We start from the raw sequence: 15,699 nt of genomic DNA on the forward strand, positions 1-15,699 counted from the left end.
CTCCCACATCAGGTTGATGTTGTTTCAAGATCGAGAGCCCATGTCCCAATCCCCGCCTCCCAGCCAGCTTGCTTATGTGCTGCACAGCCGCGCCTACCGTGAGACCAGCGCCCTGGTGGACTTCCTCACGCCCCAGGGCCGCCTGCGCGCGGTTTTGCGCAGCGCGCGGGGCAAGGCCGGTACGTTGGCGCGGCCGTTCGTGGCCCTGGACGTGGAGTTTCGCGGCAAGGGCGAGCTGAAGAACGTCGGTCGCCTGGAAAGCGTCGGCACGTCTGCCTGGCTCAATGGCGATGCGCTGTTCAGCGGGCTCTACCTCAATGAACTGCTGATCCGCCTGCTGCCCGCCGAAGACCCGCACCCGGCCGTCTTCGATCACTACGCCGCCACCTTGCTCGCTCTTGCTGAAGGCCGTGCCCTGGAGCCACTGTTGCGGGCGTTTGAGTGGCGTCTGCTGGATGACCTGGGTTACGGTTTTGAACTGACCAACGACGTGCACGGCGATCCCATCGCTGCCGACGGTCTGTATCGCCTGCAAGTGGATGCGGGGCTTGAGCGCGTTTACTTGTTGCAACCCGGCCTGTTCCAGGGCGCCGAATTGCTGGCCATGAGCGAAGCGGACTGGACCGCCCCCGGTGCCTTATCCGCCGCCAAGCGCCTGATGCGCCAGGCCCTGGCCGTGCACCTGGGCGGGCGGCCGCTGGTCAGTCGCGAGTTGTTTCGAAAGCCCTGACATCCCCGTGTATGCTGTGCACCGATTCTTTCCCTTTTCAGGAGCGCTTCCGTGAGCACCAGCAATCGCATTCTTCTTGGCGTCAATATCGACCACGTCGCCACCCTGCGCCAGGCCCGGGGCACCCGCTACCCTGACCCGGTCAAGGCCGCGCTGGACGCCGAAGAAGCGGGCGCCGACGGCATCACCGTGCACCTGCGCGAAGACCGCCGCCACATCCAGGAGCGCGACGTGCTGCTGCTCAAGGACGTGCTGCAAACCCGCATGAATTTCGAAATGGGCGTGACCGAAGAAATGATGCAGTTCGCCGAGCGCATCCGCCCGGCGCACATTTGCCTGGTGCCGGAAACCCGCCAGGAACTGACCACCGAAGGCGGTCTCGACGTGGCCGGCCAGGAAGCGCGGATCAAGGCTGCCGTGGAGCGCCTGTCGAAGATCGGCAGCGAAGTGTCGTTGTTCATCGACGCTGACGAGCGCCAGATCCAGGCCTCACGCCGCGTCGGCGCCCCGGCCATCGAACTGCACACGGGTCGCTATGCCGATGCCACCACGCCGACCGACGTCGCCGAAGAACTGCAACGCATCATCGACGGTGTGAACTGCGGCCTTCACGAAGGCCTGATCGTCAACGCCGGCCATGGCCTGCACTACCACAACGTCGAAGCCGTGGCGGCGATCAAGGGCATCAACGAACTGAATATCGGCCATGCGCTGGTGGCCCACGCGCTGTTCGTCGGTTTCAAAGGCGCGGTGGCCGAGATGAAGGCGCTGATCCTGGCGGCCGCCAGAACCTGAGCGAACACACTATAAGACCCAATGGAGTTCAAAATGTGGGAGGGGGCTTGCCCCCGATAGCAGTGTGTCAGTCAGCCTATTCTTACCTGATACCCCGCAATCGGGGGCAAGCCCCCTCCCACATTGGGTCCACGGTGGATTGCCGAATTGCGCCATGCGGCAATGCGAACCCTTACTGTTTAGCGCTCGCAGGTGTATCGTATCAGCCCTTTGCAGACCCTGTGCCTGCGGCAGCTACGTGAGGTTGTTGTGTCCCGATCCTTTTCCCGTCGACAAATCCTGGGGGGTCTTGCCGGCCTGGCCGTAGTGGGCGTCGGTGCCGGTGGCGGCTACCGATACTGGCTGGGGAAGGTCGCGGAATCCGAGGCGGGGCACGATTACGAGTTGATCGCCGCGCCCTTGGACGTGGAGTTGGTGCCGGGCCACACCACCCAGGCCTGGGCGTTCGGCCCTTCGGCGCCCGGCACCGAGTTACGCGTACGCCAGGGCGAGTGGCTGCGGGTGCGTTTTATCAACCACCTGCCGGTCGCCACCACCATCCACTGGCATGGCATCCGCCTGCCGCTGGAGATGGACGGCGTGCCTTACGTCTCGCAATTGCCGGTACTGCCAGGGGAATACTTCGACTACAAGTTCCGTGTGCCCGACGCCGGCAGCTACTGGTATCACCCGCACGTCAACAGCAGCGAAGAACTCGGCCGTGGCCTGGTCGGACCGCTGATCATCGAAGAGCGCGAGCCCACCGGTTTCAAACACGAACGCACCCTCAGCCTGAAAAGCTGGCACGTGGACGAAGAGGGCGCCTTTGTCGCCTTCAGCATTCCCCGTGAGGCGGCGCGTGGCGGTACGGCGGGGCGTTTATCCACCATCAATGGCGTGTCCCAGGCCGTGATCGACCTGCCGGCCGGGCAGATCACCCGGGTGCGCCTGCTCAACCTCGACAACACCCTGACGTATCGCATCAACATTCCGGGCGTCGACGCGCAGATCTACGCGCTGGACGGCAACCCCATCGAGCCGCGTCCGCTGGGCAAGGAGTACTGGCTGGGCCCCGGCATGCGTATCTGCCTGGCGATCAAGGCGCCGCCGGCCGGTGAAGAACTGTCGATCCGCAATGGCCCGGTGCGCCTGGGGACGTTCCGTTCGGTGACCAACACCGACGCGCCCACCGATTGGCCCCCGGCACTGCCGGCCAACCCGGTTGCCGAACCGGACCTGGCCAATGCCGAGAAACTCAACTTCAATTTCGAGTGGGTCGGTTCGGTGTCGGTCAATGTTGACAACGGCAAGCCGCCGAGCCTGTGGCAGATCAACGGCCAGGCCTGGGATATTACCGACAAGACCTGCGCCGACCGCCCCATCGCCAAGCTCGAGAAGGGCAAGAGCTACATTTTCGAACTGAAGAACATGACCCAGTACCAGCACCCGATCCACCTGCACGGCATGAGTTTCAAGGTCATCGCGTCGAACCGGCACAAGGTCATCCCGTATTTCACCGACACCTACCTGCTGGGCAAGAACGAACGCGCCCGCGTAGCGCTGGTGGCGGATAACCCGGGGGTGTGGATGTTCCATTGCCATGTGATCGACCATATGGAAACCGGCCTGATGGCCGCCATCGAGGTGGCGTGATGCGCCAGATTCGCCCGGCGATCATCGACCGCAGCCGCGACCAGGACTTCATGCGCGAAGCCCTGGCACTCGCCGCCCAGGGCGCCGCGCTGGGTGAAGTGCCGGTGGGGGCGGTGCTGGTGCAGGACGGTGAGATCATCGGCCGCGGCTTTAACTGCCCGATCAGCGGCAACGACCCCAGCGCCCATGCCGAGATGGTCGCGATCCGCGCGGCCGCCCAGGCCGTCAGCAATTACCGCCTGCCGGGCAGTACGCTCTATGTGACGTTGGAACCGTGCAGCATGTGTGCCGGGTTGATCGTGCATTCGCGGGTGGCGCGGGTGGTGTATGGCGCGCTGGAACCGAAGGCGGGGATCGTGCAGAGCCAGGGGCAGTTTTTTACCCAGGGCTTTCTCAACCATCGGGTCCTGTTTGAAGGTGGGGTGCTGGCCAAGGAATGTGGCACAGTGTTGAGTGAGTTCTTCAAGGCTCGCCGGGCCAAGCCTCCACTCTAAAGAACACTGAGGATAAAAATGTGGGAGGGGGCTTGCCCCCGATAGCAGAGTGTCAGTCACCACATCCATGGCTGATACACCGCTATCGGGGGCAAGCCCCCTCCCACATTTGGATCTCCATATATTCAGTGATAACTCACCGCTACTTCCTGGCGATGATCACCGCCCGCATCGGCGCCGGCAGCCCTTCGATGGTCTTGCTGTGATCTTCGGGATCGAGGAAATCACTGAGCGACTGGTACTTCATCCACGCCGTCCCGCGCTGTTCCTCAACCGTGGTCACGCTCACATCCACGCAGCGCACATCGCTGAAACCCGCGCGGCGCAGCCACAGCATCAGCGCCGGAACGGAGGGCAGGAACCACACGTTACGCATCTGCGCATAGCGGTCTTCCGGCACCAGCACCTGCTGCTGATCGCCTTCGACCACCAGGGTTTCCAATACCAGCTCACCGCCTTTGACCAGTGTGTCCTTCAGTGCCAGCAAATGTTCGATCGGCGAGCGGCGGTGATAGAACACGCCCATGGAAAACACCGTGTCGAAGCCTTCCAGGTTCGCCGGCAGGTCTTCGAACGGGAACGGCAGGTGCCAGGCCCTGGGTTCGGACAGGTAACGCTGCACCGCCTGAAACTGGCAGAAGAACAGCCAGTTGGGGTCCACGCCAATCACGCTGTCGGCGCCGGCGCCGAGCATGCGCCACATGTAATAGCCGTTGCCGCAACCCACATCGAGGATGCGCTTGCCCTTCAAATCCAGGTGCGGCGCCACGCGGGACCATTTCCAGTCAGAGCGCCATTCAGTGTCCACATGCACGCCGAACAGGTGGAACGGGCCTTTGCGCCAGGGGCTCAGCCCCATGAGCGCCGTGTGCATCTGCGCGCGAGTGTCGTCGTCGCACTCAGTGTCCAGCACCAGGCCGTTCAACAAGTCCACTTCACTGGGCAGGATCTTCGGCAGTGCGTCCAAAGCACTCTGCCAGCGCTCCAGGTCGCCATGGCCTTTTTCCATCTTGCTATCGAGCTGCGCTTGCAGGCCCTGGGCCCACACGGCCAAAGGAGTGCCCACCAGATGGCGGGCGAGGGGAGACAAATCAATCATGGCAAGGCAATCAACGAGGCAAAGTTAAGACACTGGAACCACGGCACGACTTTCGAGAACCCGGCCGCCAGCAGGCGTTCGCGGTGTTCTTCGAGGCTGTCGGGCTTCATGACGTTTTCGATGGCGCTGCGCTTCTGGGCGATTTCCAGTTCGCTGTAGCCGTTGGCGCGTTTGAACGCGATATGCAGGTCGGTCAGCAACCCATGCTCCTGGGCATCATTGAAGCGCAGCTTTTCCGAGAGGATCAATGCGCCACCCGGCAACAGCGACTGACGGATACGCCCCAGCAACGCCAGGCGCTCATCGGGGGCGATAAATTGCAGGGTGAAGTTCAGCGCCACCACCGAGGCCGGTTGGAAGTGCAGGGCAAGGATATCGCCCTCGATCACGTCCACCGGCAATAACTCCTGGAACATCGAGTCCTGGCCATTGAGGTATTGGCGGCAGCGTTCGACCATCGCCGTCGAGTTATCCACCGCGATCACCCGGCAGCCCTCGGTGCGCACATGGCGGCGCAGGGCCTGAGTGACTGCACCCAGGGACGAGCCCAGGTCATACAGCACACTGTTCGGCTGGGCAAACTGGGCGGCGAGCACACCGAGGTTCTCGACGATGGTCGGGTAACCGGGCACCGAGCGCTTGATCATGTCCGGGAACACCCGCACCACGTCCTCGTTAAAGGCGAAGTCCGGCACCTGGGGCAGGGGCTGGGCGAATAGGCGATCGGGTTCTTTGCTCACGGTTGTTCCGGCGACGAAGGGGGAAAGGCCGGCATTTTAGCCAAGTTGGCGGGGGGATGCGCGGTTTGTCTGATAAACCGCGCAGGTAGAGCAGGGGATGGTCAACAGGCTCTGCCAAGGTGTTTATCATGAACTGACAGGGATTCCGTTTCCTCCCTTGAGATCGAATGCGGCCTCTACGATGATGCGATTGTCGGGGTCGTTAAATGCGACAGCAGTAATCTTACACGTGCCATGAGCGTGTTTTATCGAGTGGTTGGCGGTGATATGCAACGTTGCCGATTCCGTAACGAATATATAGGGCAGACCATTGTAGCGCACCCATACATTTCGGAAATCACTGTGCTTTTTGTACTCATAGGTACCGCTTACTATATTTCCTGCCACGTCAATGTTTACGGATGTCAGGAGCGCGTCCTCATCACTGTCAGTACCGTAAAGAGACAAGCTATCGCCCGAGTAACCCAAGTACAGGGTATTAGCGTTAAAAACTTGAGCCCCCGAGATTTTCGCGATGAAATGTCCTTCTGTAGGGCCTTTTGTCATATTTAAAAGGGTAGTACTCATAACGATTCTCCCAAATAAGGTGAGCTTTCTGCTCCCCCAATGAAATTCAATTTACGAGAAAAAATGGTATGGCGTACTGTTGGAACTGACAGTTTTTTATATGAATTTGCTATAGGTTTTTGCCCGCTGACATATATCGCTCATGCGTTAGATGGACGTTCGTGGTGTAGCTTGGACCAACATGGGAAGCGGAGGCGGCCATTTCGTTGGCCAAGCTATCGTCAACGCGAGAGCCAGCCAGGGCCTGTCAGTTCACCGTAATGGCGCAGTCGAAGGTCTCGACAGGTTCTGCCTCTGGTTCCCAAGGTTGCTGGGAGGTCAGGCGCAGACGGCCCTGGCCGGCGGCGAACGCCTGGAAGCGCCAGGTCGACTGACCGCCGCCGCCGATCACGCCGGATTCGCTGCTGCTGTACACCTCAGGGCTCAGCGCGCGCAACACGCCGCCGGCGGAATCCTGAATGGCCCAACGATAGCCGGTGGTGGGATTGCTGGGCAGGGTGAGGATCAGGGTTTGTCCGGTTTTAAGCGGTAGCGGGCAGGCGCTCTGGTTGTCCACGGTGACGTTTTGCTTCGGCGCACTGGCGCACGCGGCCAGCAGGGCAAGGCTCAAGGGAAGAAGCAGGCGGGCAGCGGTCATGGAGGCTCCGTTTATACACGACGAAGGGCGAGCATAACCGAAGATGGGTCAGGTTGTGACAGAAGGGGGCAGGCCTGGCCTCATCGGGGGCTTGCTCCCGATGGCGGCCTCTGGGCCGACCAGGATGCTGGATTGGACTGAGTACATATCCGTTTCTGCGGTCACGGCTGCTAATGGTTCCGCTTTTACAGCGGCTCACTTTTGAAAAGCGCAAAAGTAAGCAAAACGCTCTTGCCCCACCACTCGGCACCTCGCTCATGCTCGGTGTGCCCGAACGCAGGCTTGAATCCGTGGGCCGCCGCAATGGGCCATCCATGGCCCAGTGCGGCTAACCCGGCGTCCTGCCGGGTTACCCACGGATTCAAGCCTGCGTTCGGCCAGCGTGGTTTAACGGGGCGCCTAAGATCAAGATCAAGAGCGACTCGCTTCGCATCGTGGTTACGTTTGGGCGCTGCAGTATGCTTTATCGGGAGTAAGCCCCCTCCACACTTGACCGAGGACATCCTTTTGGAATGCAGTCAAAATGTGGGAGGGGGCTTGCCCCCGATGAGGCCAGCTCAGGCACTACATAACTGTCAGAAGAGCACCTTCGCCACATCCGCAAAGCGCTTGGCAAAGTGCACGGTCATGCCTTCCTTCAAATACTCCGGCAATTCTTCAAAACTCCCACGGTTGGGCTCCGGCAGGATCAGTTCGTGAATTTTCTGGCGCCGCGCCGCGATTACTTTCTCGCGTACTCCGCCAATCGGCAGCACATGCCCGGTCAGGGTCAGTTCGCCGGTCATGGCCACGCCTTTCTTTGGCGGCTGGTTGCGTGCCAGTGACAGCAACGCGCTGGCCATGGTCACACCCGCGCTCGGGCCGTCTTTGGGTGTGGCACCTTCCGGCACGTGCAGGTGGACGAAGGCTTCATCGAAGAACTTCGGATCACCGCCAAACGACTTCAGGTTCGAGCTGATGAAACTGTAGGCGATTTCTGCGGACTCCTTCATCACTTCACCCAACTGCCCGGTGAGCTTGAAGCCGCGATTGAGCGTATGGATACGCGTTGCTTCGATCGGCAGGGTGGCGCCGCCCATGCTGGTCCAGGCCAGGCCGGTAATCACACCGGTGCCGGACAGCACTTGTTCATTCCGGAATACCGGCATGCCCAGGGAGCTTTCCAGGTCCTTGTTGCCGATCTTGATCACCGAATTCGGCTCATCCAGCAGTTTGACCACGGCCTTGCGCACCAGCTTGCCCAGTTGTTTTTCCAACTGACGCACACCGGCTTCCCGCGCATAGCCGTCGATCAACGCACGCAAGGCGCCATCGCTGATGCTCAGGCTGTTTTTCGAGACGCCGGCTTTTTCCAACTGCTTTGGCCAAAGGTGGCGTTTGGCGATGGCAACTTTCTCTTCGGTGATATAGCCCGACAGGCGAATCACTTCCATACGGTCGAGCAGCGGGCCGGGAATCGAGTCCAGGGTGTTGGCGGTGCACACGAACAGCACTTTGGACAGGTCCAGACGCAGGTCCAGGTAGTGGTCGAGGAATTCGACGTTCTGTTCCGGGTCCAGGGTTTCCAGCAGTGCTGAAGCCGGGTCGCCCTGGAAGCTCTGGCCCATCTTGTCGATCTCGTCGAGCATGATTACCGGGTTCATCACCTCCACATCTTTCAACGCCTGCACCAGCTTGCCGGGCAGGGCGCCGATGTAGGTACGGCGATGGCCCTTGATCTCGGCCTCGTCGCGCATACCGCCGACACTGAAACGGTAGAACGGCCGCCCCAGGGATTCGGCGATGGATTTACCCACGCTGGTCTTGCCCACGCCCGGCGGGCCCACCAGCAGCACGATGGAACCGGCGACTTCGCCTTTATAGGCCCCCACCGCAAGAAATTCGAGGATACGACTCTTGATGTCGTCCAGGCCCGCGTGGTGCTTATCCAATACCTTGCGCGCGTGTTTCAGATCGAGTTTGTCTTCGCCATACACGCCCCAGGGTACCGAGGTGGCCCAGTCCAGATAGTTGCGCGTGACCGCGTATTCCGGCGAGCCGGTTTCGAGAATGGAGAGTTTGTTCAACTCTTCATCTATACGTTTTTTCGCCTGGGCCGGCAGCACTTTGCCTTCCAGCCGCTGCTCGAATTGTTCGACGTCGGCGCTACGGTCGTCCTTGGTCAGGCCCAGTTCCTGCTGGATGACCTTGAGCTGTTCCTTGAGGAAGAACTCGCGCTGGTGCTCGCCGATCTTGCGGTTCACTTCGGCGGACAGTTCTTTCTGCAAGCGCGCGACTTCGACCTCTTTGCGCAGCATCGGCAGCACTTTCTCCATGCGCTTGAGCATGGGCACGCAATCGAGCACTTCCTGCAACTCGTTGCCGGTGGCCGAGGTCAGGGCGGCGGCGAAGTCGGTGAGCGGCGACGGGTCGTTGGGGCTGAAGCGGTTGAGGTAGTTTTTCAACTCTTCGCTGTACAGCGGGTTGAGCGGCAGCAGCTCCTTGATCGCATTGATCAGCGCCATGCCGTAGGCCTTGACCTCGTCGGTCGGCTCGCTCGGCTGGTGCGGGTATTCGACTTCCACCAGGTACGGTGGGCGGTGGTGCTTGAGCCAGGTCTTGATGCGCACGCGGGTCAGGCCCTGGGCCACGAATTGCAGCTTGCCGTTCTCGCGGCTGGCGTGGTGCACCTTGACCAGCGTGCCATACAGCGGCAGGGCCGAGGTGTCGAAATGGCGCGGGTCTTCGGGCGGTGTGTCCATGAAAAACAGGGCGAGGGAGTGGTGGTCTGATTTGCTCACCAGTTCCAGGGTCTCGGCCCAGGGCTCTTCGTTGACGATCACCGGCAACACTTGCGCCGGGAAAAACGGCCGGTTGTGGATCGGGATGATGTAAACCTTGTCCGGCAGGTTCTGCCCAGGCAGGGCCAGGCCGGTGTTGGACGAGGATTCAGCGTTTTCGGGGTCGGCGTAGTCGTTCAAGTCGTAATCAGGGATGTCTTGCTGGTCGCTCATGGGGCACCTGCATCAGGAAGTATGGTGCTTAGATGGGGCAGGGCAGTGGTGGTTTCAATGGTGGGGGTGAGTTAGCAACATATTGAATGAGATTTTCAGAACCACGCTGGACGAGTGGTCAGCTGATTTTGTGCAGGTACGCAGGGAGAGGCTGTTCCGGCAACACCGATAACACTTTCAAGCGCTGCAACATCCTTTGACTGGCCCGTTGCAAATGCTCACGCAGATTCAGCGCCGCCGCATCAAACGCGCCGTGCAGCAGCAACTCAAGAATCAGTCGATGTTCGGCCAACATCGCCGGATCGGCGCCGATCCCCAGCAATCGATAAAAGATCCGGCTGATGATCATCGGGCTCTGCCCCTGGCGAATCAGCGCCGCGATCTTGCGATTGCGCAGGCCGGCCAGGCAGCGTTGGTGCAAATCCTCCTCGATCCGCTCGATGGTTTCCAGGCTGCACTGCGGGCTGTCCTGGGCGTCCAGCACGCGTTGCAACATGGCTTCAAGCAGCTCGCGGTCGAGGTTGGGCGCGCTCTGGCGCAGGGCTTCGGGTTCCAGGCAAGCACGCAGTTCGTAGTCTTCGGTGACTTCCCGCGCGGTCAAGGGCCCCGCCAGCCATTGTGAGTAGGGCTCTTTCTCTACCAGGCCACGGTCGCGCAGGCGCATCAGCGCTTCACGCACCACCGCGCGGCTGACGCCGTAATGGTCGGCGGCGGCCTGCTCGTCCAGGCGGTAGTGGCCGAACGCAATGCAAGTGGACAGCGCCGCGCCGATTTCCTCGACGATGCGTTCGCCCAGCGGCCGCGTGTCCACCAACTCGTCCTCACCGTTAAGGCCCAGGTGCGCATGGCTCAAGGGCAGGCGCAGCGGCTCCATGGCCAGGCCTTGCGGGTTGATCAGGTAGCCCCGGCCGTTGAAGCGGCATATCAAGCCTTCTTCATGCAACAGGTCGAGCGCCTTGCGCACCGGCACGCGGCTGGTGCCGAACAACTCGGCCAGCGGCGCTTCCAGCAACACCAGCCCATGGCGGGCGGTGCCGTTGACGATCGCGTCGCGCATCACGGTGTGAATCATCGCGTAACGGGAGGCCGAGGCGGACACTGCTTTCATTGCGTTCTCAGAGGTGTAGAGGCGATTGGCCGGGGATTCTCTCATAGATGCGCCTGTCACTCTGCGCCACGTCAGCGGCACGTTTTTGGGGCCTCGACAGAAAAATTGTTACTTTTCTGCACCAAAATGTACTTATTAATAAAAGATACATTATTTCACTCATCGTCTTCGGCGACGACCCACCCGGCTTTTGTTCCTTCGACAAAACCCTCTACCCCGTGGCTCGGGTGGAAAATTCCAGCCTTGGCAAAACCCGTTGAACAAAGACTGGCACGAAAGCTGCCTTCATAAAATGTACATTTTATTAATATATACGTTTTATGAGGGTCATCCCGATGTCAGACGCCACTTCAATGGCCGAGGACTTCGCCAGCGGTCGCAGTGACCCGGTGCAAGCCCTCGAACAGGCACTCGATAAGGCGAGCCAGGTCCCGTCGGTATTTATCAGCCTGACGCCCGAGCGCGCCCGCCGTGAAGCCCAAGCCTCTGCCGCGCGTTGGCGCGCCGGCCAGCCATTGAGCGTGTTCGATGGCGTGCCGCTGGCCTGGAAGGACCTGTTCGACGTGGCCGGCAGCATTACCACGGCAGGCGCCGCCTATCGCCGCCATGCGCCCGTCGCGTTGCTCGACGCGCCGACTGTCGGTCTGTTGTGCCGCGCCGGCATGGTCAGCGTGGGCAAGACCAACCTCAGTGAACTGGCCTATTCCGGCCTGGGCCTGAACCCCCATTTCGGCACGCCGCACAATCCCCACTGCACCGATCAACCGCGCATCCCTGGCGGATCCTCCTCGGGCTCGGCTGTGGCCGTGGCCGCTGGCATCGTGCCCATCGCCATGGGCACCGACACGGCCGGTTCCATTCGCATCCCCTCGGCGTTCAACGGCCTGGTGGGTTACCGCAGCAGCAGTCGGCGCTACAGCCGGGACGGCGTGTTTCCACTGGCGCACAGCCTCGACAGCCTCGGCCCGATAAGCCGCAGCGTGCGTGATGCCCTGGCCGTCGACGACGTGCTGCATGGTCGCAGCCACACCCACGTCGCCCGCAGCCTCAAGGGCCAGCGCTTCGTGCTGGCGCAGCAGGATGTCGAACCCGCCGTGGGCAACAACCTGCTGCGCGCGGTGGAGCAGCTCAAGGCCCACGGCGCGCTGGTGGAAGAGCGCGAATGCCCGGCCTTCCAGGCGACACTTGAGCTGATCAAACAGCATGGCTGGCTGGGTGCCTTCGAAGCCTTCGCCCTGCACGAAGCGTTGCTTAACAGCCCCGACGCCGACCAGCTCGACCCACGCGTGCGCCGCCGCCTGGAAGCCGCGCGCTCACTGCCGGCCAGCCAACTGATCCACCTGACCGACGCGCGCCGCCGCCTGCAACGGCAACTGCTCGAAGACCTCGACGGCGCCGTGCTGATCACCCCGACTGTCGCCCACGTCGCCCCGGCGTTGGCGGCGCTTGAAGCCGACGATGACCTGTTCGTCACAACCAACCTCGCCACCCTGCGCCTGACCATGCCCGGCAGTTTGCTCGACATGCCAGGCGTGACCCTGCCCAGCGGCCGCGATGCCCAGGGCCTGCCCACCGGGTTGCTGCTCAGCGCCCCGACGGGAGAAGACGCACGCCTGCTGCGCGCGGCGTTGTCCGTCGAATCCGTAATGACTATTTAAGGAGACACACCATGGCTAAAGACATCCTCTGTGCATTCGGCGTCGACGTTGACGCCGTCGCCGGCTGGCTCGGTTCCTACGGCGGCGAAGACTCGCCGGACGACATCTCCCGCGGCCTGTTCGCCGGTGAAATCGGCGCGCCACGCCTGCTCAAACTGTTCGAACGCTACGGCCTGCGCACCACCTGGTTTATCCCTGGCCACTCGATGGAAACCTTCCCCGAGCAGATGAAGGCCGTGGCCGACGCCGGCCATGAGATCGGCGTGCACGGCTACAGCCACGAAAACCCGATCGCGATGACCGCCGAGCAGGAAGAAATCGTCCTCGACAAGTCCATCGAACTGATCACCCAGGTCACCGGCAAGCGCCCCACCGGCTACGTGGCGCCATGGTGGGAATTCAGCAAGGTAACCAATGAGCTGCTGCTGAAAAAAGGCATCAAGTACGACCACAGCCTGATGCACAACGACTTCCACCCCTATTACGTGCGCAAGGGCGATACCTGGACCAAGATCGACTACAGCCAGCACCCCGATACCTGGATGAAGCCCCTGGTGCGCGGCGAAGAAACCGACCTGGTGGAGATCCCGGCCAACTGGTACCTCGACGACCTGCCGCCAATGATGTTCATCAAGAAGGCCCCCAACAGCCACGGCTTCGTCAACCCGCGTCATCTGGAAGAAATGTGGCGCGACCAGTTCGACTGGGTCTACCGCGAACACGAACACGCCGTGTTCACCATGACCATCCACCCCGATGTGTCCGGCCGCCCGCAAGTGCTGCTGATGCTCGAGCGCCTGATCGAACACATCCAGAGCCATGCCGGCGTGCGCTTCGTCACCTTTGACGAAATCGCCGATGACTTCATCCGCCGCCAACCGCGTACCTGAACCTGCGTCACCTTGTAGGAGCGAGCTTGCTCGCGAAAAACGTCAACGATAACGCGCGCATCCTGGATAAATGCGGTGTCTATGAGTTCTTCGCGAGCAAGCTCGCTCCTACAGGGTCCACTAATCCCCCTGAGGCGCGATCTATGTCCATCTACAACAAGCTTGACCTGACTGGCTGGAAACCCCGGCAACTGACGTCCAAGGAGGTGCGTTTCGCCACCTGGATCGCGTTTTTCGCCTGGGTGTTTGCGGTGTACGACTTCATCCTGTTCGGCACCTTGCTGCCGGAGATCGGCCGGCATTTTGGCTGGGGTGAAGTGGAGCAAGCTGAAATCGCGACCTGGGTGGCGGTGGGAACCGCCGTGGTCGCCCTGGCCATCGGACCGATCGTGGACAAGCTGGGGCGCCGCAAAGGGATTATTTTCACCGTGGCCGGTTCCGCGCTGTGCTCGGCGCTGACGGCGATTGGTGGAGCGTGGGGCAAGTCGCCCCTGATCCTGATCCGCTCGCTGGGCGGCCTGGGTTATGCCGAGGAAACCGTCAACGCCACCTATTTGACCGAGTTGTACGGCGCCTCCGAAGACCCGCGGCTGACCAAGCGTCGCGGCTTTATCTACAGCCTGGTGCAGGGCGGTTGGCCGGTCGGCGCGTTGATCGCCGCCGGGTTGACCGCGCTGTTGCTGCCGATCATCGGCTGGCAGGGCTGCTTCATCTTTGCTGCGATCCCGGCTGTGGTCATCGCGATCATGGCGCGCAAGCTCAAGGAGAGCCCGCAGTTCCAGATCCATGAACGCATCAGTCAACTGCGCAAAAGCGGCGCGGTGAGCGAAGCGCAGAACGTCGCGCAGACCTACGGCGTGGACTACGACGAGCACAGCAAGGCCGGTCTCAAGGCCGCGTTCCGTGGCCCGGCGCGCCGTGCCACGCTGGTGATCGGCGCCGCGCTGTTGCTCAACTGGGCGGCGATCCAGGTGTTCAGCGTGCTGGGTACCTCGGTGATCGTCAGCGTGCACCACATCTCCTTCGAGAACTCGCTGATCATCCTCGTGCTGTCGAACCTGGTGGGCTATTGCGGCTACCTCAGCCACGGCTGGATGGGCGACAAGATTGGCCGTCGCAATGTGATCGGCCTGGGCTGGATGCTCGGTGGCCTGTCGTTCGCCGGGATGCTGTTCGGCCCGAGCAACATGGCGATGGTGGTCGGGCTGTACAGCCTGGGCCTGTTCTTCCTGATCGGGCCGTATTCGGCGGCTCTGTTCTTTATCAGTGAGAGTTTCCCTACCAGCATCCGCGCCACCGGCGGCGCGATCATCCATGCCATGGGCCCAATCGGTGCGGTAATCGCAGGCTTTGGTGCCACCCAAGTGTTGTCCGCCGGCAGTGACTGGCAGACCGCCGCGCTGTGGTTCGGCGCCGTGCCGTGCTTTTTGTCCGGCCTGTTGATGTTCGCCGCGCGCCATGTGCGTCCGGAAACCGTTCAGTAAGGAGTCAATGATGAGCCGTAAAGTTGCCTTGATTACCGGCGCCGCCAGCGGCATCGGCCAAGCCCTCGCCGTGGCCTATGCGCGCCATGGCGTGGCGGTGGTCGGCGGGTACTACCCGGCTGACCCGCATGACCCGCAGGCCACCGTCAACCTGGTGCAGGCCGCCGGCGGCGAGTGCCTGATGTTGCCATTGGACGTGGGCGACACCGCCTCGGTGGATGCCCTGGCCGCGCAAGCCGTGCAGCATTTTGGTCGGCTGGATTACGCCGTGGCCAACGCCGGGTTGCTGCGCCGTGCGCCGTTGCTGGAGATGACCGATGCGCTGTGGGACGAGATGCTTAATGTCGATCTCACGGGGGTGATGCGCACCTTCCGCGCGGCGACGCGGCATATGCACGAAGGCGGCGCACTGGTGGCGATTTCATCGATTGCCGGTGGCGTGTATGGCTGGCAGGAGCACTCGCACTACGCGGCCGCCAAGGCCGGCGTGCCGGGGTTGTGCCGGTCGCTGGCGGTGGAGCTGGCGGCCAAGGGCATCCGCTGCAATGCGGTGATTCCGGGGCTGATCGAGACGCCGCAGTCGCTGGATACGAAGAACTCGCTGGGGCCGGAGGGCTTGGCGAAAGCGGCGAAAGCGATCCCGCTGGGACGGGTAGGGCGGGCCGATGAAGTGGCGTCGCTGGTGCAGTTCTTGACCAGTGAAGCGTCGAGCTATTTGACTGGCCAGAGCATCATCATCGACGGCGGCCTGACCGTGCGCTGGCCGGACTGACTGACTGTACTGGATCAAAATGTGGGAGGGGGCTTGCCCCCGATGGCTGTGGCTCAGAAAAACAACTGTGGCTGACCCACCGCCATCGGGGGCAAGCCCC

Annotated in this window: 15 protein-coding genes; 9 read left to right on the forward strand and 6 right to left on the reverse strand. The window is 61.9% G+C overall.

Features of this window, described 5'->3' with window-relative positions:
• Positions 1–40 precede the first annotated feature (40 nt).
• The 4 genes from recO to tadA all read left to right on the forward strand — a co-directional run bounded on the left by recO (position 41) and on the right by tadA (position 3,651).
• Complete coding sequence (gene recO, locus MRY17_RS05160; RefSeq protein ID WP_181284715.1) at positions 41–730, forward strand: DNA repair protein RecO; 690 nt, start codon at positions 41–43, stop codon at positions 728–730.
• A gap of 51 nt (positions 731–781) precedes the next feature.
• Positions 782–1,525 carry a pyridoxine 5'-phosphate synthase gene (pdxJ, locus tag MRY17_RS05165; protein ID WP_181284714.1) on the forward strand — a complete coding sequence of 248 codons (744 nt, stop codon included), beginning with the start codon at positions 782–784 and terminating at the stop codon, positions 1,523–1,525.
• Between the two features lie 249 nt (positions 1,526–1,774).
• On the forward strand, positions 1,775–3,157 hold the full coding sequence (locus MRY17_RS05170) for a multicopper oxidase family protein (protein WP_181284713.1): 1,383 nt from the start codon (positions 1,775–1,777) through the stop codon (positions 3,155–3,157).
• Positions 3,157–3,651, forward strand: a complete 495-nt coding sequence (tadA, locus tag MRY17_RS05175; RefSeq protein ID WP_181284712.1) for a tRNA adenosine(34) deaminase TadA — start codon at positions 3,157–3,159, stop codon at positions 3,649–3,651. The genes MRY17_RS05170 and tadA overlap by 1 nt, the downstream gene beginning before the upstream one ends.
• Positions 3,652–3,793: 142 nt before the next feature.
• On the opposite strand, the gene cmoB is transcribed toward tadA, so the two are convergent.
• The 6 genes from cmoB to MRY17_RS05205 form a co-directional block, all read right to left on the reverse strand.
• Positions 3,794–4,750, reverse strand: a complete 957-nt coding sequence (gene cmoB / locus MRY17_RS05180) for a tRNA 5-methoxyuridine(34)/uridine 5-oxyacetic acid(34) synthase CmoB (protein WP_181284711.1) — start codon at positions 4,748–4,750, stop codon at positions 3,794–3,796.
• Positions 4,747–5,490: a carboxy-S-adenosyl-L-methionine synthase CmoA gene (cmoA, locus tag MRY17_RS05185; protein WP_065897503.1), complete on the reverse strand. Its 744-nt coding sequence runs from the start codon at positions 5,488–5,490 to the stop codon at positions 4,747–4,749. The genes cmoB and cmoA overlap by 4 nt, the downstream gene beginning before the upstream one ends.
• Positions 5,491–5,616: 126 nt before the next feature.
• A complete protein-coding gene (locus MRY17_RS05190) occupies positions 5,617–6,057 on the reverse strand; it encodes a hypothetical protein (RefSeq protein ID WP_243353382.1) in 441 nt (146 codons plus the stop codon).
• A gap of 247 nt (positions 6,058–6,304) precedes the next feature.
• The gene (locus MRY17_RS05195) at positions 6,305–6,694 is read right to left on the reverse strand and encodes a protease inhibitor I42 family protein (protein WP_181284709.1); all 390 of its coding nucleotides are present in this window, start codon (positions 6,692–6,694) and stop codon (positions 6,305–6,307) included.
• 575 nt (positions 6,695–7,269) lie between these two features.
• Positions 7,270–9,687, reverse strand: a complete 2,418-nt coding sequence (gene lon / locus MRY17_RS05200) for an endopeptidase La (protein ID WP_065885938.1) — start codon at positions 9,685–9,687, stop codon at positions 7,270–7,272.
• Positions 9,688–9,805: 118 nt separating this feature from the next.
• Positions 9,806–10,795 carry a GntR family transcriptional regulator gene (locus MRY17_RS05205; RefSeq protein WP_191951583.1) on the reverse strand — a complete coding sequence of 330 codons (990 nt, stop codon included), beginning with the start codon at positions 10,793–10,795 and terminating at the stop codon, positions 9,806–9,808.
• A 47-nt stretch (positions 10,796–10,842) separates the two neighbouring features.
• On the opposite strand from MRY17_RS05205, the gene MRY17_RS05210 reads away from it, so the two are divergent.
• The 5 genes from MRY17_RS05210 (at position 10,843) to MRY17_RS05230 (ending at position 15,599) form a co-directional block, all read left to right on the forward strand.
• Positions 10,843–11,055, forward strand: coding sequence for a hypothetical protein (locus tag MRY17_RS05210; RefSeq protein WP_191951582.1), 213 nt, complete (start codon positions 10,843–10,845; stop codon positions 11,053–11,055).
• Positions 11,056–11,130: 75 nt separating this feature from the next.
• Positions 11,131–12,453 carry an amidase gene (locus MRY17_RS05215; protein ID WP_243353383.1) on the forward strand — a complete coding sequence of 441 codons (1,323 nt, stop codon included), beginning with the start codon at positions 11,131–11,133 and terminating at the stop codon, positions 12,451–12,453.
• Positions 12,454–12,464: 11 nt separating this feature from the next.
• Positions 12,465–13,343 carry a polysaccharide deacetylase family protein gene (locus tag MRY17_RS05220; protein WP_003210406.1) on the forward strand — a complete coding sequence of 293 codons (879 nt, stop codon included), beginning with the start codon at positions 12,465–12,467 and terminating at the stop codon, positions 13,341–13,343.
• 143 nt (positions 13,344–13,486) lie between these two features.
• Complete coding sequence (locus MRY17_RS05225; protein ID WP_243353384.1) at positions 13,487–14,827, forward strand: MFS transporter; 1,341 nt, start codon at positions 13,487–13,489, stop codon at positions 14,825–14,827.
• A gap of 10 nt (positions 14,828–14,837) precedes the next feature.
• Entirely contained in the window at positions 14,838–15,599 is a 762-nt protein-coding gene (locus MRY17_RS05230; RefSeq protein ID WP_243353385.1) for an SDR family NAD(P)-dependent oxidoreductase, read from the forward strand.
• Positions 15,600–15,699 lie beyond the last annotated feature (100 nt).

Source organism: Pseudomonas orientalis, assembly GCF_022807995.1.
Classification (GTDB): domain Bacteria; phylum Pseudomonadota; class Gammaproteobacteria; order Pseudomonadales; family Pseudomonadaceae; genus Aquipseudomonas; species Aquipseudomonas orientalis_B.